The organism is Microbacterium sp. dk485 (assembly GCF_004570445.1).
Taxonomy (GTDB): Bacteria; Actinomycetota; Actinomycetes; order Actinomycetales; family Microbacteriaceae; genus Microbacterium; species Microbacterium wangchenii.
Map to the genome: position 1 here is coordinate 1,987,273 of NZ_SPQW01000001.1, position 21,744 is coordinate 2,009,016.

At 71.9% G+C, this 21,744-nt stretch carries 22 protein-coding genes; 13 read left to right on the forward strand and 9 right to left on the reverse strand.

Annotated elements, in window-relative coordinates; translation table 11 throughout:
- The first annotated feature begins 4 nt into the window (after positions 1-4).
- The 5 genes from E4V99_RS09350 (at position 5) to E4V99_RS09370 (ending at position 4,396) form a co-directional block, all read left to right on the forward strand.
- Positions 5-775, forward strand: coding sequence for an IclR family transcriptional regulator (locus tag E4V99_RS09350; RefSeq protein ID WP_135117044.1), 771 nt, complete (start codon positions 5-7; stop codon positions 773-775).
- Positions 776-996: 221 nt separating this feature from the next.
- Complete coding sequence (locus E4V99_RS09355) at positions 997-1,746, forward strand: 3-oxoacid CoA-transferase subunit A (protein WP_135068960.1); 750 nt, start codon at positions 997-999, stop codon at positions 1,744-1,746.
- On the forward strand, positions 1,743-2,423 hold the full coding sequence (locus E4V99_RS09360; RefSeq protein WP_135117045.1) for a 3-oxoacid CoA-transferase subunit B: 681 nt from the start codon (positions 1,743-1,745) through the stop codon (positions 2,421-2,423). The genes E4V99_RS09355 and E4V99_RS09360 overlap by 4 nt, the downstream gene beginning before the upstream one ends.
- Entirely contained in the window at positions 2,420-3,589 is a 1,170-nt protein-coding gene (locus E4V99_RS09365) for a thiolase family protein (protein ID WP_135117046.1), read from the forward strand. The genes E4V99_RS09360 and E4V99_RS09365 overlap by 4 nt, the downstream gene beginning before the upstream one ends.
- A 21-nt stretch (positions 3,590-3,610) precedes the next feature.
- Positions 3,611-4,396 carry an IclR family transcriptional regulator C-terminal domain-containing protein gene (locus tag E4V99_RS09370; protein ID WP_135068954.1) on the forward strand — a complete coding sequence of 262 codons (786 nt, stop codon included), beginning with the start codon at positions 3,611-3,613 and terminating at the stop codon, positions 4,394-4,396.
- 30 nt (positions 4,397-4,426) lie between these two features.
- Here E4V99_RS09370 and E4V99_RS09375 read toward each other — a convergent pair whose 3' ends face one another.
- Positions 4,427-5,896 (reverse strand): MDR family MFS transporter, encoded by a 1,470-nt coding sequence (locus E4V99_RS09375; protein WP_135117047.1) that lies wholly within the window; start codon positions 5,894-5,896, stop codon positions 4,427-4,429.
- Positions 5,897-6,022: 126 nt separating this feature from the next.
- Between E4V99_RS09375 and E4V99_RS09380 the strand changes: the two genes are divergently transcribed.
- From E4V99_RS09380 to E4V99_RS09395, 4 genes are all read left to right on the forward strand, one after another.
- Entirely contained in the window at positions 6,023-6,652 is a 630-nt protein-coding gene (locus tag E4V99_RS09380) for a TetR family transcriptional regulator (protein ID WP_135068950.1), read from the forward strand.
- The gene (locus tag E4V99_RS09385; RefSeq protein ID WP_135117048.1) at positions 6,649-7,158 is read left to right on the forward strand and encodes a gluconokinase; all 510 of its coding nucleotides are present in this window, start codon (positions 6,649-6,651) and stop codon (positions 7,156-7,158) included. The genes E4V99_RS09380 and E4V99_RS09385 overlap by 4 nt, the downstream gene beginning before the upstream one ends.
- A 5-nt stretch (positions 7,159-7,163) precedes the next feature.
- Entirely contained in the window at positions 7,164-7,658 is a 495-nt protein-coding gene (locus tag E4V99_RS09390; protein WP_135117049.1) for a metallophosphoesterase, read from the forward strand.
- 108 nt (positions 7,659-7,766) lie between these two features.
- Positions 7,767-8,474, forward strand: a complete 708-nt coding sequence (locus E4V99_RS09395) for an SDR family NAD(P)-dependent oxidoreductase (protein ID WP_135117050.1) — start codon at positions 7,767-7,769, stop codon at positions 8,472-8,474.
- Positions 8,475-8,490: 16 nt separating this feature from the next.
- Here E4V99_RS09395 and E4V99_RS09400 read toward each other — a convergent pair whose 3' ends face one another.
- Complete coding sequence (locus tag E4V99_RS09400; protein WP_135117051.1) at positions 8,491-9,870, reverse strand: dihydrolipoamide acetyltransferase family protein; 1,380 nt, start codon at positions 9,868-9,870, stop codon at positions 8,491-8,493.
- Between the two features lies 1 nt (position 9,871).
- Positions 9,872-12,049 carry an alpha-ketoacid dehydrogenase subunit alpha/beta gene (locus E4V99_RS09405; RefSeq protein ID WP_135117052.1) on the reverse strand — a complete coding sequence of 726 codons (2,178 nt, stop codon included), beginning with the start codon at positions 12,047-12,049 and terminating at the stop codon, positions 9,872-9,874.
- A gap of 163 nt (positions 12,050-12,212) precedes the next feature.
- Between E4V99_RS09405 and E4V99_RS09410 the strand changes: the two genes are divergently transcribed.
- Together E4V99_RS09410 and E4V99_RS09415 are read left to right on the forward strand one after the other, a co-directional pair.
- Positions 12,213-12,755 (forward strand): VOC family protein, encoded by a 543-nt coding sequence (locus tag E4V99_RS09410; RefSeq protein WP_245233149.1) that lies wholly within the window; start codon positions 12,213-12,215, stop codon positions 12,753-12,755.
- 14 nt (positions 12,756-12,769) lie between these two features.
- Positions 12,770-13,444, forward strand: a complete 675-nt coding sequence (locus E4V99_RS09415; RefSeq protein ID WP_135117053.1) for a GntR family transcriptional regulator — start codon at positions 12,770-12,772, stop codon at positions 13,442-13,444.
- 6 nt (positions 13,445-13,450) lie between these two features.
- Here the strand turns inward: E4V99_RS09415 and E4V99_RS09420 are convergent, their stop codons facing one another.
- From E4V99_RS09420 to E4V99_RS09430, 3 genes are read right to left on the reverse strand one after another with little or no spacing between them, the layout of a single operon-like run.
- A complete protein-coding gene (locus tag E4V99_RS09420) occupies positions 13,451-14,635 on the reverse strand; it encodes an acetyl-CoA C-acetyltransferase (RefSeq protein ID WP_135117054.1) in 1,185 nt (394 codons plus the stop codon).
- Entirely contained in the window at positions 14,632-15,285 is a 654-nt protein-coding gene (locus tag E4V99_RS09425) for a CoA transferase subunit B (protein WP_209305604.1), read from the reverse strand. The genes E4V99_RS09420 and E4V99_RS09425 overlap by 4 nt, the downstream gene beginning before the upstream one ends.
- A gap of 1 nt (position 15,286) precedes the next feature.
- On the reverse strand, positions 15,287-16,060 hold the full coding sequence (locus E4V99_RS09430) for a CoA transferase subunit A (RefSeq protein ID WP_135117055.1): 774 nt from the start codon (positions 16,058-16,060) through the stop codon (positions 15,287-15,289).
- A gap of 117 nt (positions 16,061-16,177) precedes the next feature.
- Between E4V99_RS09430 and E4V99_RS09435 the strand changes: the two genes are divergently transcribed.
- Together E4V99_RS09435 and E4V99_RS09440 are read left to right on the forward strand one after the other, a co-directional pair.
- Complete coding sequence (locus tag E4V99_RS09435) at positions 16,178-16,969, forward strand: IclR family transcriptional regulator (RefSeq protein ID WP_135117056.1); 792 nt, start codon at positions 16,178-16,180, stop codon at positions 16,967-16,969.
- A 115-nt stretch (positions 16,970-17,084) separates the two neighbouring features.
- Positions 17,085-18,653, forward strand: coding sequence for a CoA-acylating methylmalonate-semialdehyde dehydrogenase (locus tag E4V99_RS09440; protein WP_135117057.1), 1,569 nt, complete (start codon positions 17,085-17,087; stop codon positions 18,651-18,653).
- A gap of 21 nt (positions 18,654-18,674) precedes the next feature.
- Here the strand turns inward: E4V99_RS09440 and E4V99_RS09445 are convergent, their stop codons facing one another.
- The 3 genes from E4V99_RS09445 to E4V99_RS09455 all read right to left on the reverse strand — a co-directional run bounded on the left by E4V99_RS09445 (position 18,675) and on the right by E4V99_RS09455 (position 21,690).
- Positions 18,675-20,264: a hypothetical protein gene (locus E4V99_RS09445; protein WP_135117058.1), complete on the reverse strand. Its 1,590-nt coding sequence runs from the start codon at positions 20,262-20,264 to the stop codon at positions 18,675-18,677.
- A complete protein-coding gene (locus E4V99_RS09450) occupies positions 20,246-20,989 on the reverse strand; it encodes an ABC transporter ATP-binding protein (protein ID WP_135071447.1) in 744 nt (247 codons plus the stop codon). The genes E4V99_RS09445 and E4V99_RS09450 overlap by 19 nt, the downstream gene beginning before the upstream one ends.
- 104 nt (positions 20,990-21,093) lie before the next feature.
- The gene (locus E4V99_RS09455) at positions 21,094-21,690 is read right to left on the reverse strand and encodes a DUF1992 domain-containing protein (protein WP_135117059.1); all 597 of its coding nucleotides are present in this window, start codon (positions 21,688-21,690) and stop codon (positions 21,094-21,096) included.
- Between the last annotated feature and the right edge of the window lie 54 nt (positions 21,691-21,744).

A 21,744-nucleotide genomic window follows, 5' to 3' on the forward strand; every position in this document is an offset into this window, starting at 1 on the left:
AGGCATGGAGTCCAGGCCGGACGAGCGCGGCGCGCTCGGGCGGATGCTGCAGGTGCTGGAGTGCTTCGATGAGGACGAGCCGGCGCTGACCGTCGCCGAGATGGCCCGCCGCACCGGCATCCCGCTGTCCTCGCTGCACCGGTGGGTCGCCCTCCTCGCCCGTGAAGGCCTGCTCGCCCGGGGCCCGGGTGCCACCTACGCGATCGGCTCGCGTCTGTGGGAGCTGGGCGAGCTCTCGCCGCTGTCGCTGCGGCTGCGCGAGACGGCGCTGCCGCATCTGGCCCGGCTGTACGAGGCCACCGGCGAGAACGTCCACCTGGGCGTGCTCGACGGCGCGTCGCCGGAGACCTCCGTCGTGCTGTTCGTGGGGCGGGTGACGGGCCTGAACTCGATCCCGGTGGTCAGCCGCGCCGGCGGTCGCGGGCCGCTGCACACCACGGGCGTGGGCAAAGCGCTGCTCGCGACCCGCGACGAGCCGTGGCTGCGGCGGTATCTGCGCGCCCCGCGCGAGCTCGAGACGCAGCACTCCGTCGTCGCCGAGGAGGCGCTGCGCGCCGACATCGACCGTGCTCGCGCCCGCGGCTTCGCGACGACGCGGGAGGAGATGACCCTCGGCAACGTCTCCGTCGCGGCGGCGCTGCCGCGCGTCGAGGGGCTTCCGCCGATCGCGATCGGCCTCGTGGTGCACCTGGACCGTGCGGACGAGCGCCGCCTCGGCCCCCTCGTCGTCCAGACCGCGCGCGATCTGCACGCCGCCCTCCGCGACGCCCGCTGACCCCCCGCGCCCGCGCCCCGCGACCCGCGACCCGCGACCCGCGAGACTGCACGCCACCGGCGAGACCCCGACATAATGCCGCTGTCTCGCCGGTGGGGTGCAGTCTCGCGGATGGGGCGGGTCGGATCGGCCGCGATGAGGCCTGGCGCGCGAGGCCGATGCGGCGTAGAATGGGCGATATACGGACATGTGTTCGCTGTGCGAACGGATAGGGAGCCGGAGTGATCGACAAGACCGTGCCAGACGTCGAAACGGCGATCGCGGGCATCCAGGACGGCGCGACCGTCCTCATCGGCGGATTCGGACGCGCCGGCCAGCCCGTCGAGCTCATCGATGCGCTCATCGCCCACGGCGCGAGCGAGCTGACGATCGTCAACAACAACGCAGGCAACGGCGACACCGGCTTGGCGGCGCTCCTGGCGGCGCGCCGCGTGCGTAAGATCGTGTGCTCCTTCCCTCGGCAGAGCGACTCGTGGGTCTTCGACGGGCTCTACCGCGCGGGCGACATCGAGCTGGAACTCGTGCCGCAGGGCAACCTCGCCGAACGCATCCGGGCCGCCGGCGCCGGCGTCGGCGCGTTCTTCTCACCGACGGGCGTCGGCACGCAGCTGGCCGAAGGCAAGGAGACCCGCGAGATCGACGGGCGCACCTATGTGCTGGAGTACCCGATCCGCGGCGACGTCGCCCTCATCAGCGCCTACCGCGCCGACCGGTGGGGCAACCTCGTCTACCGCGAGACCGCGCGCAACTTCGGTCCGATCATGGCCACGGCCGCCGCCACCACGATCGTGCAGGTGGATGAGATCGTGCCGCTGGGGGCGCTGGACCCAGAGGCCGTCGTGACGCCCGGCTTGTTCGTGGACCGCGTCGTCGCCGTGGGTGAGCGCCGCTGGCTGCGTGAGGGCGAGTTCGTCGGCGGCGTGGACCTGGAAGGGCGGCCGCTGGAGGCTGCGACAGGAGGAGAGCGATGACCACGCGTCTGTCCCGCGACGACCTGGCCCGCCGCATCGCGGCTGACATCCCCGAGGGCGCGTACGTCAACCTCGGCATCGGCGCCCCGACCCTGGTGGCCAACTTCCTGCCCGCCGACGAGGAGATCATCCTCCACACCGAGAACGGGCTGCTCGGCATGGGACCCGCGCCCGAGCCGGGGCGGGTGGACCCCGACCTCATCAACGCCGGCAAGCAGGCCGTGACCGCCCTGGCGGGAGCGGCATACTTCCACCACGCCGATTCGTTCGCGATGATGCGCGGCGGCCATCTCGATGTGTGCGTGCTGGGCGCCTTCCAGGTGTCTCAGACCGGCGACCTCGCCAACTGGTCCACGGGCGCGCCGGGGGCGATCCCGGCCGTAGGCGGGGCGATGGACCTGGCGATCGGGGCGAAGGACGTCTACGTCATGACCGATCTCCTGACCAAGGACGGCGGCTCCAAGCTCGTCGCCTCCTGCACGTACCCGCTCACCGGTGTCGGGTGCGTCTCGCGCGTGTACACCGACCACGCCGTCTTCGACGTCACGGCGGAGGGCTTCGCCGTGCGGGAGCTGTTCGGCGACAACACCGTCGACGAGCTCCGGTCACTGACCGGACTCGACCTGATCGACGCGACGGCGGATGCCGCGGCATCCGCAGAAGGGACCCTGTCATGACCGCCAGTTTCGTCTTCGACGCCGTCCGCACCCCCTTCGGCCGTGCCGGCGGGGCGCTCGCCGGAGTGCGGCCGGACGACCTCGCCGCCCTCACGATGCGCGCGATCGTCGAGCGCACGGGGCTCGATCCCGCGCGCATCGATGACGTCGTCTTCGGCGACGCCAACCAGGCCGGCGAGGACAACCGCAACGTCGCCCGGTTCGCCGCACTCCTGGCGGGCTTCCCCACCAGCGTCACCGGCGTCACGGTGAACCGGCTGTGCGCGTCGTCGCTGGAGGCCGCGATCCAGGCCGCGCGGGCCGTCGAGACCGGAGACGCCGACATCGTTCTCGCCGGTGGCGTGGAGTCGATGAGCCGTGCGCCGTACGTGGTGGAGAAGTCGCCCAAGCCGTGGCCGGCGGTGGGCAACCAGACGCTGTGGAACACCGCCATCGGCTGGCGCATGGTGAACCCGAAGTTCCCCGCCCACTGGACCATCTCCAACGGCGAATCGGCGGAGAAGATCGCGCGCGCGTGGGACATCAGCCGGGAGGCGCAGGACGAGTTCGCCGTGCGCTCGCACCGCTTGGCCGCCGCCGCGTGGGCCGAGGGCGTGTACGACCCCGAGATCGTGCAGGTGCCCGGGGCCGAGCTGACGCGCGACGAGGGCATCCGCGACGACACGTCGGTCGAGAAGCTCGCCGGCCTCAAGCCGCTGTTCGCGCAGGACGGCTCGGTCACCGCCGGCAACTCCTCGCCCATCAACGACGGTGCGTCGGCGGTCCTGATCGCCGGCGAGAACGCTCTGCCCGCTGAGCCGCTCGCCCGTATCGCCGGCCGGGCCACGCACGGCGTCGACCCGGATCAGTTCCCCATCGCCCCCATCGAGGCGGCCAACAAGGCCCTCGCACGCGCCGGACGCACGTGGGCCGACGTCGACGTCGTCGAGCTGAACGAGGCATTCGCGTCGCAGTCGCTCGCGTGCATCGCCGGCTGGCCGGATCTGGATCCGGAGAAGGTCAACATCCACGGCGGCGCCCTCGCGATGGGGCACCCGCTGGGAGCGTCGGGCGGCCGCATCCTCGGACACGCGGCGCACGAGCTGGCCCGTCGTGGCGGCGGGGTCGCCGTGGTGGCGATCTGCATCGGGGTCGGACAGGGTCTGGCCGTCGTCCTCGAGCGCTGAGGCCGTGGGTAGGGTGGGGCGGTGACCGACGAGACCGCACCCGCCCCCGCGTCGGCGGATTTCGTCCAGTCGCTCGCGCGCGGCCTGGCCGTCATCCGCGCCTTCGACGCGGAGCATCCCGCGCTGACCCTGAGCGACGCGGCCCGGCGCGCCGGGCTTCCGCGCGCGGCCGCGCGACGGTTCCTGCACACCCTCGAGACGCTGGGCTACGTGCGATCGGATGCCCGCACGTTCTCCCTCACGCCGCGCGTGCTCGAGCTGGGCTTCAGCTACCTCTCGGCACTGTCTCTCCCCGAGATCGCCCAGCCGCACCTCGAGCGCCTCTCGCGCGAGGTCGACGAGAGCGTCTCGGCGGCCGTGCTCGACGGCCCCGACATCGTGTACGTCGCGCGCGTGCCGACCCGCCGGATCATGAGCGTGCGCATCACGATCGGCACCCGCTTCCCGGCCTATGCCACGAGCATGGGGCGCGTGCTGCTGGCTGCGCTTCCCGAGGAGCAGGCGGCCGACCTCATCGCCGCGGCGCATCCGGAGCCCCTCACGCCGCGCACGCGCACGGATGCGGCGGCCCTGCGGGCCGAGCTGGAGCGGGTGCGGGCGCAGGGGTGGGCGCTCGTGGACGGCGAACTGGAGCCGGGCCTGCGCTCGATCGCCGCGCCCGTGCACGGGCGGAACGGCGCGGTCGTGGCCGCGGTCAACGTCTCCGCCAGCGCCACCGGCCACACCGTCGAGCACCTGCGCGACGCATGCCTTCCGGCGCTGCTGGCAGCGACCGCCGCGATCGACGCGGACATCCGATTGCTCTGAGTCCGGTCTCTCGCGGCGGCCGCCGTCAGGTCAGTGCGTGGCCGGAGCCTCCCGCCGCGGGCGGAGGAAGAACACCGCGACGAAAGCGACCAGTCCGAGGATCCCGCCCACGACGAACGACCCGCGGGTGCCCGCCACGAGCGCATCGCTCGCGCCGGTGCCGCCGTCGGCCGCCAGTGCGGCCCCGATTGTGAGCGCCGCCACGAACAGCGCAGTGCCGGCGGCGCCGGCGAGCTGCTGCAGCGTGTTCACGATCGCGCTTCCGTAGGGGTACTGCTCGCGCGGCAGCGAGCTGAGCGACATCGTCATGAGCACGGGCATGAGCGCCGCCATCCCGGCGCAGAAGACCACGTGCAGCACGACCACGAGCCACAGGGGTGTGTCGGCGCCGATCGTCGCCAGCATCCACTGCCCGCCGGCCAGCAGCACGGCACCGGGGATCAGGACGGGGGCTGCGCCGATGCGGTCGTACAGACGTCCGGCGATGGGGGAGATGATGCCCTGGATGAGGCCGCCGGGCAGCAGCAGAAGGCCTGTCGCCAGGACGCTCACCCCGCGGGCGTCCTGCAGGTAGATGGGCAGGACGATCACGGCGCCCAGCATCGTGGCCATGCACATCATGACCACCAGCACCGCCGTGCGGAAGGTCGGGACGGCGAAGGGGCGCAGGCTCAGCAGCGGCTCACGCGCGCTGCGCGACAGCGCGCCCTGGCGCCGGGCGAACATCACGAGGGCTGCCACGCCGATGACGGCGGCGGCGAGCGGGATCCATGCGCCCTCGAGGACGGCGCCGATGGAGGCGAGCGCGTAGACGATCCCGCCGAAGGCGACAGCCGACAGAGCCACCGACCAGACATCCATCCGCGCGCGGGCGGTCTCCCCGTTCGCGCGGAGGATGAGGGTTCCGGCGACGAGCGTCAGCGCCGCGATGGGCAGCATGACCCAGAAGATGCTGCGCCACCCTGCGAGGTCGACGACGATGCCCGAGAGCGTCGGGCCCACTGCGGGGCCCACGGAGATGACGATCGAGTTCAGGCCCATGATCGTCCCGCGGTGCTGAGGGGCGACCGAGGTGAGGGTCGTGGTCATGAGCAGCGGGAGGATGATCGCGGTGCCGCCGGCCTGCACCACACGCGCGAGGAGCACCAGTGCGAAGCTCGGGGCGAGGGCTGCGACCACCGTGCCGACGAGGAAGAGCGCCAGCGCGGTCACGAACAGGCCGCGAGTGCTGAAGCGGCGGATGAGGAAGCCGGTGGTGGGGATGACGACGGCCATCGTCAGCATGAAACCGGTGGTCAGCCATTGCGCCGTCGTCGCCGGCACCGAGAACTCCTGCATGAGCGGGGGCAGCGCGACGCTCAGGACCGTCTCGTTGAGGATCATGACGAAGGCCGCGATGACGAGCACGGCGATGACGGGACCGACACGTCCGGTGGGGGTGTCTGGTCCGCGCCTCGAGGAGGTGGGGGTCGGAGCGGTCGGGGTGGGGGCGTGCGACATGAAGCCCTTTCGGGTGCGGAGAGGCGGGGGGACGCGGCGACAGCCGACCGTCCATTATGGCACGCAGTGCCAGAGCGGCGTAAGGTGCCGTTTCCATCGAAGGCCGATCGTGTTAGGAAGGAGCACATGACCTCCGCCCCGCCCGTCGGCCTCCTGATGCGGCGGAAACTCGACACCGCGCGCGACATCCACCGCGCCGCGCTCGACCTCTTCGAGGAGCAGGGCGTCCGCGACACCACCGTCGCCCAGATCGCCGAGCGGGCGGGAGTGTCCCGCCGGACGTTCTTCCGCTATTTCCCCACGAAGGAGCTGGCAGGGCTCCCCGGCCAGCGGCGCCTGCTCGCCGCCATCGCCGCGCTGCGGGTGACCGATCACTCCGCCGCGGCGATCGCGCGCACGGTCGCCGACGCAGGATCCGCCGCGATCGGGCGCAGCGACGATCCCGAGCTCGACGAACATCGCCGGGTGGCGGCGCTCCTGGCCACCGAACCGCTGCTGCGGGCCGCGGCCTCCGCGCAGGAGCACGACCTGGCGGTGAGCCTGCGGGAGCGGATGGCCGTCCTCGCCCCCGAGCTCGATCCGCTCTCGGCTCACCTCATCGCCGAGACGACGGTCGCCGTGTGGCGCGTCACGTGGGAGCGCTGGGGTGAACTGGCGCGGGAAGGGGTCTCCGCCGACCCCGCGGACATCTACGGCGAGTGCCGGGCGCGGCTCGCCGTCCTCGCCGGCGCGCTCGGTGCGGAGGTGCGCTCATGACAGACCCCGCCGCGATCGTCGTGATGGGGGTGTCGGCGGCGGGTAAATCCAGCGTCGCCGCCGCGCTCGCGGAGCGTCTGGGCGTCCCGTGGGCGGATGCCGACGGCCTGCACTCGGCCGACAACGTGGCGAAGATGGCCGCGGGGCAGCCGCTCGGCGACGACGACCGCTGGCCGTGGCTGGATGTGGTCGGGCAGACGCTCGCCGACGGTGTGGCGAGCGGCGGCATGATCGTCGCCTGCTCGGCTCTGCGTCGCACCTACCGCGACCGCATCCGCCGCTTCGCCCCGGACGCGGTGTTCGTGCACTTGAGCGCGCCCGAGGAAGTCCTCGCGGCGCGGGCCGCCGCCCGCACGGGGCACTTCATGCCGGCGACGCTGCTGGCATCCCAGCTGGCGATCCTCGAGCCTCTCGGCCCGGACGAGAGCGGCGTCGTGGTGGACGTCACCCCACCCGTCGCCGACGTCGCCGAGCAGGCCGTCCGTGCGCTGTCGGAGAGGAGCTGAACCCGATGGCCACGCGTCTGCTGATCATCTCCGACACGCACGTGCCCGCCCGCGCGCGCACGATCCCGCCGACGGTGCTGCGCGAAGCGGATGCCGCGGACCTGATCGTGCATGCCGGTGACTGGATCGTCGCATCCGTGCTGGACGAGCTGGAGCAGCACGGCGACGTCCTGGGGGTGTGGGGCAACAACGACGGCCCCGACCTGCGTGCACGGCTCCCCGAGATCGCGCGGCGCGAGGTGGACGGTGTCCGGCTCGCGGTGGTCCACGAGACCGGGCAGACGAAGGGGCGGGAGGTGCGCATGGATGCCGCGTTCCCCGACACGGACGTGCTCGTCTTCGGCCACAGCCACATCCCGTGGGACACGACCACACCTCGGGGCCTGCGGCTGCTCAATCCGGGGTCGCCGACCGACCGGCGCCGCCAGCCCCGGCACACCTACCTCACCGCGGTGGCCGACGCCGGCGTCCTCCGCGACGTGCGACTCGTCGAGCTCTGACCGCTCATCACCGCCACTGCTTGACAGTGGAACGCGTCGACGTTTACATGAGTGCAGTGTGACTTCACATGCGTGCGGATCACCTGTGTGAGAAGGGGAGACCGAGCCATGAGTGGACGCACGATCCTCGTCGCCGGCGGATCGTCCGGCATCGGTCTGGAGCTCGCCGGCGACCTGATCGCCGGTGGCGATTCGGTCGTCCTCACCAGCCGCAGCCTCGCACGGGCGCAGGAAGTGGCGGCCGGCCTCGGCCCGCAGGCGACCGGGATCGCGTTGGATCTGTCAGAGCCGGAGGGCATCGCTGCGCAGCTGCGCGGCGTGCCGGGCCTGGACGGGCTCGTGCTGATGGCGATCGAGCGTGACGCGAACACCATCCGTGATTACGACATCGCCCGTGCGCGCCGGCTCGTGACCCTCAAGCTCGTGGGCTACGCCGAGACGGTCCACACGCTCCTGGACCGGCTGGCGCCGTCCGTCGACACGGGCATCGTCCTCTTCGGTGGTCGCGCGAAGGATGCGCCCTACCCGGGTTCGACGACGGTCTCGACGATCAACGGCGGCGTGGAAGGGCTCATGACCACGCTGGCCTGGGAGCTCGCCCCCATCCGCGTCAACTCGCTGCATCCGGGGATCATCGGGAACAGCCCCTTCTGGGCGGGCAAACCCGAGGGGGTGCTCGACGGCTACCGCGAGCGCACACCGGGCGGCGAGCTCGCCACGATGGCGGACGTCGTGGATGCGACGAAATTCCTGCTCTTCAACCGCGGCGTCAGCGCCCACACCCTGTACGTCGACCGGGGCTGGCGCATCGCCTGACCATCCTTGAGCATCCTCAGATGAGGATACTCAGCGGGTTCTCGATGCGTCGCTGGAACGCGGCGAGCCACTCGGCCGCGATGGCGCCGTCGAGCACGCGGTGATCGGCCGACAGCGTGACGGTCATGACCGAACCCACGGTCAGCTCGCCCTCAGCGCCGACGACCGGCATGGGGCGCGCGGCGCCGACGGCCAGGATGCCGGACTGCGGCGGGTTCAGGATGGCGCTGAACTGCGCCGTCCCGTACATGCCGAGGTTCGACACCGAGAAGCTCCCGCCCTCCAGTTCGTGCTGGCGGAGCCGCCCGGCGCGGGCGCGCTCGGCGAGGTCGGCGACGGCCGCGCTGATCTGCGACAGCGGCAGGCGGTCGACGCCCCGCACGACCGGCGTCAGCAGTCCGCCGTCGGTGGCGACGGCGACGGCGAGGTCCACGCCGTCGAAGCGGCGGATGCTGTCGCCCAGCCAGATCGCGTTGGCGGCGGGGACATCGATGAGAGCTCCCGCGACGGCCTTCAGCACGAAGTCGTTGACCGAGATCTTGCGCGGCGCCGACTCGTTGACCTGCGTGCGGAGGTCCAGGAGCGCGTCCACGCGGCAGTCGGCCACGAGGTAGAAATGCGGCACGGTGGACGTGCTCTCGGTGAGCCGGCGGGCGATGGCGCGCCGCATCCGATCGACCGGCACGTCTTGGTAGCCCGCTGCGCCCTCGGCCGAGGCGGACGGCGACGGCGCGGGGGCGGGCGGCGCAGCCGCCGCATCGGCCGCAGCCGCCGCTTCGGTGCTCGCAGTACCCGCAGGCGCCTGTGTCAGGTGCCGCTCGAGGTCGCGTCGCACGATGCGTCCGTGCGGTCCGGTGCCGGGCACACCGGCCAGGTCGACGCCCTGCTCGGCCGCCAGCCGGCGGACGAGTGGGCTGGCGAACAGGCGCCCGCCGGAGGCATCCGGCTCCGCGGGGGCATCGGGGGAGGAGCCGGTGCGCACCCCCGACCCGTCCGCCGGGTCGGGGTCGGGGTCGCCGGGGGCGTCCTCGGCCGGGGGCTGGGCCGCCGTTCCGGCCGACGACGATCCCTCCGGCGCGCGCTCGGCGGGGGAAGCGGCGGGGGCTGCGGCGACGCCGGCGGCGCGGAGGGCGTCGTCGATGGCCTCCTCGCCCTCGCCGTCGGCCACGAGCACGACGATCACATCGCCGACCGCGACGCTGTCGCCCTCGGCCACCAGGAGGCGACCGATCGTGCCGGCCGCCTCGGCCGGAAGCTCGACCGTGGCCTTGTCGGTCTCGATCTCGGCGAGGGTCTCACCGACGTCGACGGTCGCCCCCTCGGCGACGAGCCAGGTCTGGATGGCGGCCTCGGTGGCTCCGGCCATCACCTCGGGCATGCGGACGATCTCAGCCATGTCAGGCTCCGAATCCGGTGCGGACGGCCTCGAGGGCCGCGACGACTTCTTCCGTGCGGGCGATCGCCGCGCGCTCGAGCACGCGGGAGATGCTCGGGGATGCCTCGCCCCCGGTCACGCGCGCGACCGGCTGATCGAGCCAGTCGAAGTACCGGCGCTGGATCTCGTCGGCGAGCCATCCGCCGTACGACGTGCCCTGCGCCCCCTGTTCCACGATGAGCACCGCGTTCGTCTTGCGGATGCTCTCCCCGATCGTGTCCCAGTCGATGGAGGCGCGGTCCAGCCACCGCAGGTCGATCAGCTCGGCGTCGACGCCGGTCTGCTCGATCGCCTCGGCGGCGTGACCGACCATCGACAGGTAGCTGAGCACCGTGACCTCCGACCCCTCGCGAACGACGGCGGCGCTGCCCGGCGGGATGACGTAGTCGAGGTCGCCCTCGGGCACCTCGTCGGCTTTGCCATACAGATCGACGTGTTCGATCACGAGCACGGGATCCTCCAGGGCCAGCGCGGCATTCATGAGCCCGACGTAGTCGGTGGCGTTGGATGCGGCCACGATGCGCCATCCGGGGCTGGTCGCGAAGATGCCGGCCGGATCCATGAGGTGCTGCGATCCGTACCCCGAGCCCATCGCGACCTTCGTGCGCAGGACGAGCGGCACGGGGTTCTCGCCGCCGAACATGTGGCGCGCCTTGCCGATCTGGTTGAAGACCTGGTCGGCGGCGACCCACATGAAATCGGGGTACATGAACTCCACGACCGGCCGGAACCGGCCGTCCAGGGCCAGCCCGCCGCCGAGCCCGACGAAGGCGTTCTCGCTGATGGGCGTACCCATGACGCGGTCGGGACCGTACTTCTTCGCCAGACCCTTCGTCGCGCCGTTGGTGCCGCCGTTGAGCTTGTGCACGTCCTCACCCATCACCACGATGCGGGGGTCCGCCTGCATGCGGCGGTCCATGACCTCGGCCACGGCGTCGACGAACTTCACCGGGCGGGTCGCTGCCGAGGCATCCAACCTCGGCAGGCCCTCCAGCTCGCTCGCGTCGCCGCGCACGCCGACGTTGACGAACGTCGTCTCCGGCCAGAGCTCCGGACGGATGCGGCGCTTGCCGGGGCGATCGGGATCGGCCTCGACGAGTGCACCCACCGCATCCGTCATGGCCTGCTGCACGCGTGATCGCAGGGCCGCGACGCCCGCGTCGTCGATGAGCCCGCGCTCTCGCATGCGGGTGGCGGTGAGATCCAGCGGGTCGCGCTCGCGCCACTGCGCCTCCTCCTCCTTCGTGCGGTAGCCGAAGGCGGAGCCCGGGTACGGGCCGTTCTGGTGGAAGAAGCGGTAGACCTGCGCCTCGATGATCGCGGGGCCCTCGCCCGACCGCATCCGTTCGCCCGCCTCGGTCATCGCCAGGTGCACCGCGAGGGGGTCCATGCCGTCGACCCGCCACGAGGGGATGCCGAAGCCCTGCCCGCGCACCGAGAACCGCGGGTCGGCGGTGATCTCGTCGGCGCGCGTGGACACGCCGTAGAGGTTGTTCTCGATGAAGAAGCACACCGGGAGGCGCCATGCGGCGGCGAGGTTCATCGACTCCAGCACGGAGCCGATCTGCGCGGCGCCGTCGCCGAAGTAGTTGATCGTGAGGTCGGTCGTGCCGCTGTGCTTCTGCGCCCATGCGTTGCCGGTGGCCAGAGGCGCCCCGCCGCCGACGATCGCGTTGGTGCCGAGCGCGCCGGCCTCGAACCACTGCAGGTGCATCGATCCGCCGCGGCCGCGGCAGTAGCCCTGAGCGAGCCCGAGGATCTCCGCGAGAGTGCGCTGCAGCACCGTCTGGATGTCGTCGTCCACGGGGTTCGCCGGGTCGATGGTTCCGCCGCTGACGTGGGTGAGCGCCTTGGCGAGGAACTGGTGGTGGCCCCGGTGCGAGCCGTTGACGCCGTCGGTGGAGCGGAGGCCCACGATCGAGCCCACCGCGCCGCCCTCCTGCCCGATGCTGGAGTGCGCGGGGCCGTGCACGAGACCTTCGCCGGCGAGTTCGAGCACCGACTCCTCGAACGCACGGATCAGGTGCAGCTCGCTGAGCATCGTGCCCAGCAGTGCCGGATCCGCGGCGTCCCAGTCAGCCTTCGTCGTGGACAGTTCGATCCAGTCCACGCCCGTGGACAGTCTCTTGCGCTCCGGCATCGTCGCCTCATCCCATCCGCGGCCCACGGGGCCGGTCCGATCCCCCGAGCGTAAGGTCACATTTGATCCAATGCAAGGCCCGTTCCGCCGGCTGGGGCGGATTAGCTGCCGAAAGTGGCTCGCAGTGGATACGATGAGGCATCGGTCGACGAGGAGGTCGCGTATGAGCATGGGAACTGGTGGAGGGATCCCCGGACTGCGGGGAGCGGATCACATCGGGATCACGGTGCCCGACCTCGACGAGGCGCATTCTTTCCTCGTCGAGGTCCTGGGGGCCGAGCCCGTCTACTCCCTCGGCGAGAAGCGCGCCGACGACGATTGGATGCAGCGGCAGCTCGGTGTCCATCCGCGCACCGTCATCCGGGAGATCCGGTTCTACCGGCTGGGCACCGGGCTGAACATCGAAACGTTCGCCTACGACGCGGCCGACGGGCAGAGCCCGCAGCCGCGCAACAGCGACATCGGCGGGTACCATCTGGCTCTGTACGTGGACGACATGGATGCTGCGGTGGAGTACCTCCGCGCATCCGGCGTCGAAGTGATGGGCGAGCCGGTCGCCAGCCGGCAGGCGGCCCTCGGGCAGCGGTGGATCTACTTCCGCAGCCCCTGGGGGCTGCAGTTCGAGCTCGTCAGCTACCCCGACGGCAAGGCGTACGAGGCCGGCGCGTCGCGCCTGCTGTGGAAGCCGACCGACCCGGCGGCGTGAGGAGAGGATCGGCCATGGCTTCTGCGCGTGCGGGCGTGCACGGCGCCACCGGCGCCCGGATCGCCGCGACGCTGCGCGAGGCGATCCTCGACGGCGCGTACGCGCCGGGGGAGCGGATCCGTCAGGACGAACTCGCCGAGCGGCACGGGGCGAGCAGACTCCCCGTGCGCGAGGCGCTGCGGATGCTGGAGGCCGAGGGGCTCGTGACCCTCGTCGCCAACACCGGCGCGTGGGTGTCGACGCTCAGCTCCGGCGAGTGCCAGGAGCTGTACCTCGTGCGCGAGCGGCTCGAGCCGCTCCTGCTGCGGATGAACGTGCCGCTGCTCACGGATGACGAGATCGCGCGCCTCCAGGTGCTCGCCGACCGGATGGAGCGCTCCGCCGACGTCGAGGACTTCCTCCTGATGGACCGGGAGTTCCACCTCTCCGGCGTCGACCACGCCGACACGACCGTGCTCACGGATCTGGTGAAGAGCCTGTGGAACCGGACGCAGCACTACCGGCGGGCGGCGACCCGGCTGTTCTGGAGCGAAGGCGATCGCAGCGTCCACCACGACCACCAGCTCCTCGTGGGCGCGCTCCGCCGCCGCGACGCCGACGACGCCGAGACCCTCCTCGCGCAGCACATCCGTCGCAGCCGGCTCGAGCTGTCGCGGCATCCGGAGGTCTTCGACCTCCCCGGCGTGTAGCCGAGGTCAGCGGGTGAGGATGAGGGCGTCGCCCTGACCGCCACCACCGCACAGCGACACCGCGGCGGTGCCGCTGCCGCGACGGATCAGCTCGTGCACGGCGTGGACGACCAGACGGTTGCCGGATGCGCCGATGGGGTGGCCGAGCGCGATCCCGCCGCCGTGGATGTTGACCACGTCGTCGGAGAGGCCGAGCTCCGCCTGCGAGCGGGCGACGACAGCGCCGAACGCCTCGTTGATCTCCACGACGTCGAGGTCGGCGGGGGAGATCCCGGCCTTCTCGCACGCCTGTGCGAGTGCGCGGGCCGGCTGCTCGTGCAGCGAGTTGTCGGGGCCGGCGACCTGGCCGCTCGCGCCGACGACGGCGAGCACATCCCATCCGTTCTCGTCGGCGTGCGACCGTGTCGTCACCACCACGGCGGAGGCGCCGTCGGAGATCTGCGACGAGTTGCCCGCCGTGATCGTGCCGCCCTGCGCGAAGGCCGGGCGCAGGCGCGCGAGGGTTTCGACGGTGGTCTCGGGTCGCACGCCCTCGTCGCGCGTGACCAGGACGGGAGTGCCCTTGCGCTGCGGGATCTCCACCGGCACGATCTCGGCGTCGAAGATGCCGGTCTCCTGGGCGGCGGCGGCGCGCTGGTGCGATCGGGCGGCGACGGCGTCCTGCGCCTCGCGGGAGACCTCGAAGCGCTCGTTGGCGCGCTCCGTGGACGCGCCCATGCTCTCGCGGTCGTACGCATCGGTCAGTCCGTCGAAGGCCATGTGGTCCAGGGCCTCGACCGCGCCGTACGTCCAGCCCTCGCGCGAGCCCATCAGCAGGTGCGGCGCGCGCGTCATCGATTCCATGCCGGCGGCGACCACGACACGCGCGTCGCCGGTGCGGAGCATCCGCGCGGCGTCGATGATGGCGGTCAGGCCCGACAGGCAGACCTTGTTGACGGATGCGGCGTGCACGTCCCATCCGAGGCCTGCCGCCACGGCCGCCTGGCGGGCGGGGTTCTGGCCGACCCCGGCCGGCAGCACCTGACCGACGAGAACGGCGTCGACGGCCTCGGGCGGGATGCCGCCGCGCTCGAGCGCACCGCGGATCGCGATGCCGCCCAGCTGCGGGGCCGGGACCGACGCGAGCTGGCCCTTGAGCCGGCCCTGCGGTGTGCGGGCGGCGGCGACGAGGACGATGTCGTCGAGGATCATGAGTGCGTCTCCTGGGGGATGCGGACGAGAAGGGGCGGTTCGGTGGCCGCCCGTACATCCTCCACCGTGACGCCGGGAGCGGTCTCCATGAGCACGAGACCCTCCTCGGTGACATCGATCACGGCGAGGTCGGTGATGATCCGGTCGACCACTCCCTTCCCGGTCAGCGGCAGGGAGCAGGTGTCGACGATCTTGGGGCTGCCGTCGCGAGCGACGTGCTCCATGAGGATGATGACGCGGCCGGCGCCGTGGACGAGGTCCATCGCGCCACCGGGGCCCTTGACCATCTTCCCCGGGATCATCCAGTTCGCGATGTCACCGGTTCGCGACACCTGCATCGCCCCGAGGATCGCGGCGTCGATCTTGCCGCCGCGGATCATCCCGAAGCTCAGCGACGAATCGAAGTACGCCGCTCCCGGGAGGGTCGTGACCGTCTCCTTGCCGGCGTTGATGAGGTCGGGATCGACGGCATCCTCGCTCGGGTACGGCCCGACGCCGAGGATGCCGTTCTCGGACTGCAGCACGAGCGCGACGCCGTCGGGCACGTGATTGGGCACAAGCGTGGGCAGTCCGATGCCGAGGTTCACGTACGCGCCGTCGGGAAGCTCTCGTGCCGCGCGCGCGGCCATCTCCTGTCGGTTCAGTGCCATGTCAGTTTCCTTCCGCGCGGACGGTGCGCTTCTCGATGCGCTTTTCGATGCCGGTGCCGACCTCGATGATGCGATGCACGTAGACCCCGGGCAGATGGATGCTGTCGGGATCGAGTCCGCCGGGTTCGACGAGCTCTTCCACCTGTGCGATGCACACGCGCCCGGCCATGGCGGCGAGCGGGTTGAAGTTGCGGGCGGCCTTGTTGAAGACCAGGTTGCCGTGGCGGTCTCCGCGCAGCGCGTGCACGAGGGCGAAGTCGGTGCGGATCGCCTCCTCCAGGACGAAGTCGCGGTCCTCTCCGTCGACCTCGAAGACGCGGACGTCCTTCGCGGGGGAGGCGAGGGCCACACCTCCCGAGCCGTCGTAGCGGCGGGGGAGACCTCCCTCGGCGACCTGCGTGCCGACGCCGGCCTGCGTGTAGAAGGCCGCGATGCCCGAACCCCCCGCCCGCAGCTTCTCGGCGAGCGTGCCCTGCGGCGTGAGCTCGAGCTCGAGCTCACCGGAGAGGAACTGGCGCTCGAACTCCTTGTTCTCCCCCACGTACGACGACGTCATCTTGCGGATGCGGCGGGCGTTCAGCAGCACCCCGAGGCCCCAGTCGTCCACCCCGCAGTTGTTCGAGACGACCGAGAGATCCGTCGTGCCCTGCGCCAGGAGCGCCTCGATGAGGGCGATGGGGTTGCCCGAGAGGCCGAAACCGCCGACGGCGAGCGATGCCCCGTCGGGGATGTCGGCGACGGCCTCCGCGGCCGAGGCCCAGGTCTTGTCGATCACGCGTCACTCCTTCGTGCGGCGCGCGGGAAACGCGCGGGTGGTTCCATCCTGGGCGCCGCAGGGCGGCTGCGGGGCGGCGTGCGTTGCGATGTGGATGCGGAGCGCCGTAGTGTCCGTATGGTGGACAGCGCAGCCGAACGCGGGGCGGTCCCCGGCGCGCAGGCGATCGCCCGGGCCGCGCATCTGCTGCGCCTGGTGACGGCGGCGGGAACGACGGGTGCGCCCATCGGCGCGCTCGCCGCCGACGCCGATCTGACCCGCCCGACCGTGCACCGGCTGCTCACGGCCCTCCGGCGCGAGGGTCTCGTCGACCGCGACGAGACGACAGGGCGGTGGCTGCCCGGCCCGGAGTTGTACCTGATGGGAACGGTGGCGGCGTCGCGCTACGACATCACCGCGACCGCCCGCGACATCGTGCGTTCCCTCGCGGTGCGCACCGAGGAGAGCGCGTTCCTCTCCGTGCGCCGCGGCGACGAGACGGTGTGCCTCCTGCGGGAGGAGGGCAGCTTCCCCATCCGCTCCTTCGTGCTCTCCGAGGGTGTGCGCTTCCCGCTGGGCGTGGCATCCGCGGGCCTGGCCATCCTCGCCTTCCAGGCACCCCACGATGTGGACGCCTATTTCGAGCGTCACCCCGACCTGGCAGCGACGTGGGGCGCGGCGCACGGCCAGAAGCGCCTGCGCGCGCGCCTGCGCGAGACGCAGGAGCGTGGTTTCGCCGTGAACCCAGGATTGATCGTGGAGGGCAGCTGGGGGATGGGCGCGGCGGTGTTCACGCGCGAGGGTGACCCGCAGTGGGCGCTCAGTCTCACTGGGGTGCAGTTCCGATTCGGTCCCGACCGGATCGCAGAGCTCGGCCGAACGCTCCTCGCCCACGCCCACCAGCTCACCACCCGCGTCGCGCAGCGGTGAGCGTGGACGGCTTCACGGCCTCCCGTTCGGCGGGGATGTGGACTACCGTTCCGAGCGAAGGGCCACCAGCCCGCCGCCGCGAGGCGCGCACCCCGCTGTCAGAGAGGACACCGCCATGAGCACCGTCGCATCCGCCACCGTCACCGCTTCTGCCTCCCCCGAGGTGCCGCGCATCCCGCACTGGATCGACGGCGCCGAGCATCCCTCGAGCGGCACGCGCACCGCGCCCGTCTACAACCCCGCGACCGGCGCCGTGCAGGCCGAGGTGGCCCTGGCCGACGAACAGGACATCGCCGCCGCGCTCGCGTCGGCAGAGCGCGGCTTCGCGGTGTGGAGCGGGTATTCGATCGCGAAGCGGCAGGCGGTGATGTTCGCGTTCCGTGAGCTGCTGAATGCCCGCAAGGGCGAGCTGGCGCACATCATCACGGCCGAGCACGGCAAGGTGCTCTCGGATGCGATGGGCGAGATCGCCCGCGGTCTGGAGGTCGTCGACCTCGCCACCGGCTTCCCGAGCCTGGTGAAGGGTGCCTATTCCGACAACGCCTCCTCCGGGATCGACGTGTACACCCTCAAGCAGCCGCTGGGGGTGGTGGGCATCATCAGCCCGTTCAACTTCCCGGCCATGGTGCCGCTGTGGTTCTTCGCCGTCGCGATCGCCGCGGGCAACGCCGTCGTGCTCAAGCCCAGCGAGAAGGATCCGTCGGCCGCTCTCTGGCTGGCCAGGCTGTGGCAGGAAGCGGGCCTGCCCGACGGCGTGTTCACGGTGCTGCAGGGCGACAAGGTGGCCGTGGACGGTCTGCTGACCTCGCCGGTCGTACAGTCGATCTCGTTCGTCGGCTCCACCCCGATCGCGCAGTACATCTACGAGACCGCGGCGCGCCACGGCAAGCGCGTGCAGGCGTTGGGCGGCGCGAAGAACCACATGCTCGTCCTCCCCGACGCCGATCTCGACCTCGTCGCCGATTCGGCGGTGAACGCCGGCTACGGTGCGGCGGGCGAGCGGTGCATGGCGATCAGCGTGGTCCTGGCCGTCGAGCCGGTCGCCGACGAACTCGTGGCGAAGGTGCGCGACCGGGTCGCCCGGCTGCGCGTGGGGAACGGTGCCGGCGGTGCCGACGGCGAGCCCGACCTGGGGCCGCTCATCACCGACGTGCACCGCGACAAGGTGTCGTCGTACGTCGACATCGCCGAGGCCGACGGCGCGTCGGTGGTCGTGGACGGTCGTGGATTCACCGTCGACGGTCACGAAGACGGGTTCTTCTTCGGGCCCACGCTCCTGGACCACGTCCCCACGACCTCCCGCGCGTACACCGAGGAGATCTTCGGGCCCGTGCTCTCGGTCGTGCGCGTGGCTTCGTTCCAGGAGGGCGTGGACCTCATCAACTCCGGCGACTTCGGCAACGGCACCGCCGTCTTCACCAACGACGGGGGAGCGGCCCGCCGGTTCCAGCGGGAGGTGCAGGTCGGGATGATCGGAGTCAACGTGCCGATCCCGGTGCCCGTGGCCTACCACTCGTTCGGCGGCTGGAAGGCCTCGATGTTCGGCGACGCCAAGGCGTACGGGGTGCACGGGTTCGACTTCTTCACGCGGGAGAAGGCGATCACCGCCCGGTGGCTCGACCCCGCCACGCGTGGTCAGAGCGACCACGGCGGTATCGACCTGGGCTTCCCCCAGCACACCTGAGGGCGCCGCCCGCGGGCCCCGTCAGGATGCGGCGAACGCGCGCACCCGCACCAGCAGGCCCGGTGCGGTGCGGTCGAAGATGCGCCCGCCGAGCAGGATGCCGCCGGTCAGGGCGGCCGCGCCCACCACGATCCCCACCGGCAGCGCGATCCACCCGAGCACCGACGAGCCGGTGATCCCGGCGGCGATCGCCAGCCCCAGCGCGGGGGAGGCGATCACCAGGGCCACGACCCAGCAGGCGATGTAGGCGAGGAACATCAGGAAGGTCTGCCCGGGGACGCGCTGGAAGGGATTGGCCCCCGGCGCGGCCACGGGGACCACGACGAGAGCCGAGCTGACCGCGCACACGCCGTAGCCGGCCAGGAGCATTCCGAGGGCCCCGCCCACGGCGGCCGGGGTCAGATCCCAGCGTCCCGATATCGCGGCGGTGATGACGATCACCGCGAGGACGACCGGCACGCCGACGGATGCTGCCGCCAGCATCCGTCCGGCACGGTCGGCCCGGCCGCGGATGCCCGTCTGCAGCACTGTCGCGAAGGCCGTGTTGTCGTAGGACACGTCGGAGTAGGGCAGCACGCCCAGGAAGAACGCCACCAGCAGGGCGGAGAGGGCGAAAAGGGGCCCGTCGACGTCGCCGCGGCTCCAGATCAGGGTCAGCACGGGCCACAGCGGGACGATGAGCAGCTGCTGCAGGTAGCGCAGGTCTTTCAGCCAGTACGTGAGTGAGCGCGCCCAGGAGGCGCCGGTCCCCCCGGTGGGCAGGATGCCGAACCAGCCCAGCGCGCCCGCGCGGGCGCGTCGGCCCGACGACTGGGTGGGCGGGGCGACGAGGGAGGCGGACAGGCTCCGGTGCCACAGCAGCCACACCGCGGCGACGGAGGCCGCCGCGATCACGAGCTTGAGGGCCCCGGTCAGGAGGTGTCCGGCGGCGAGGTCGCCCGGCACGGCCCACGCGGCGGCGACCGGCGTCCACGACAGGCCCTCCACGAGCGCGACGAGCTGCTCGCCGTCGGCACCGGCCGATTCGAGTACCGCGATCAGGCCGAGGATGAGGGGGCTGGCGAAGATGATGAGGGCGAAGGCGAGCAGGCCGATGAGCTCGCGCACGCGCCGTCGGCCGCCGAGCCCCTGCGCGAAGGATGCGACGGCGCGCGACGCGAGGATGCACAGGGCGAAGCCCAGCGGTATCGCGATCACCGCCGCGGCGGCGGCGATCGGCCATCGCCACCACACCGCGAACGTCGCCAGAGCACCGAGGGCGGTCGTGATCCCCGGTATCCCGGTGGCGCCGCCGGCCGTGATCGCCACCATCATCTTCGTCGTGGACATCGGGAAGGGTGCGAGCTTGGCGGGATCCAGCGTCGTGTCCACGCCGGCGGCGAAGACGGGGCCGATGACCCAGCCGAGGGTCAGCACGGCCCCTGCGGCGGTGACCGCGTAGCGGGCGGGGTCCAGGCCGAAGCCGCCGATGAGGAACAGCCCGAGGGTCGCGAGCCCCAGCATCCACACCCCGGAGAGCGCGCCGAGGAGGAAGCCGACGAGCTGCCAGGGGCTGCGTGCGAGGGTGTTGCCGAGGACCCGGAACCGGATCTTCAGGACTGTCGCAACCACTGCGGCCCCTCCGAACGGTGCCGGCCGCCGACCAGTTCGACGAACCGGTCCTGCAGCGTCTGGGTGCCGCGGACCTCGTCGATGGTGCCCGCGGCAAGCAGGCGGCCCTGCGCGATGATGGCGACGTGGTCGCACATGCGCTGCACGAGGTCCATCGAGTGGCTCGAGACGATGACGGTGCCGCCGCCGGCGGTGTAGCCGCGGAGGATGTCCTCGATGTTGGCGGCCGAAACCGGGTCGACCGATTCGAAGGGCTCGTCGAGCACGAGCAGGCGCGGCGCGTGGACGAGTGCGCACGCCAGGGCGACCTTCTTGGTCATGCCCGCGGAGTAGTCCACGACGGGGGTGCCGGCGGCCTCGGTGAGGTCCATGATGCGCAGCAGGTCCGCCGTGCGCGCCGTGACCTCCTCGCGGGCGAGCCCGAACATCATGCCGGTGTAGACGACCAGCTGCTCGCCGGTGAGCCGGTCGAACAGGCGCACGCCGTCGGCGAGGTTGCCGATCATCGCCTTCGCCCGCACCGGGTCGGCCCACATGTCCACGCCGTGGATGACGGCGTTCCCCGCATCCGGACGGAGCAGGCCCGTGGCCATGGACAGGGTCGTGGTCTTACCCGCGCCGTTGGGCCCGACCAGGCCGAAGAACGACCCCGCCGGCACCGTGAGGTCGAGCGCGTTGACGGCCGTCTTGTCGCCGAAGCGCTTGACGAGGCCGGTCAGGGCCATCGCCGGCAGCGAGTCGGTGCGCGGGGGCGCGGACACGGGGAGAGCACCGGGGTTCTCTGTCACCCCTCGAACCTATCGGCCCGCGCGCCTGCCCTACGAGTGCCTCACGAGCGGCGGCGGGGGCGCAGGAGACGCCGTCGCCGGCGGGGCTCGGGCGGCGGGGCGGATGCGGCGGCCGCCTCGCGCACGGTGCGTCGCTCCTCCCACGCCGCCACCTCCGCCGTCACGTCGAGGGTCGGGGTGATCACCGGGGGCCCGCCCAGCAGCTGCCGGCGCGCCTCGATCACGCGGCGATTGAAGTCCTCGACCGCCTCGCGGACGTCGTCGCGGCGGTTCAGCTCATCCAGGCGCCGGTGCATCTCGGCGTGCTCGACGCGCAGGGTCAACGCGGGCGGGCCGAGCCCGGTGAGCTGTTCGGCGGCGATCTTCCGCCGGATCCACCAGTCCGGGTCGTGGCTCTCGCCGAGGTCGGGGAGAGGCTTGCCCGCGCCCGGCAGGCCGTCGAAGTCGCCGCGGCGGATGGCCTGCTGGATCGAGGTCTCCACGAACGCCGCCCGTTCGGCCGCCGTCGATCCGCGCTCGGGCGCGTCCCGGGCGCGCTCCTCCGCCAGGGCTGCCGCATCCTCGGGCGACAGGCGTCCCGCGCGCGCTTCCCGCTCGAGGCGATATCGCGCGGCCGCCTGCCTCGGGTCCTCGCTCATCAGCACCTCCGCAGGGGTCTTCCTTCGAGCCTACGACCGCCTGCGGCCCCCGGC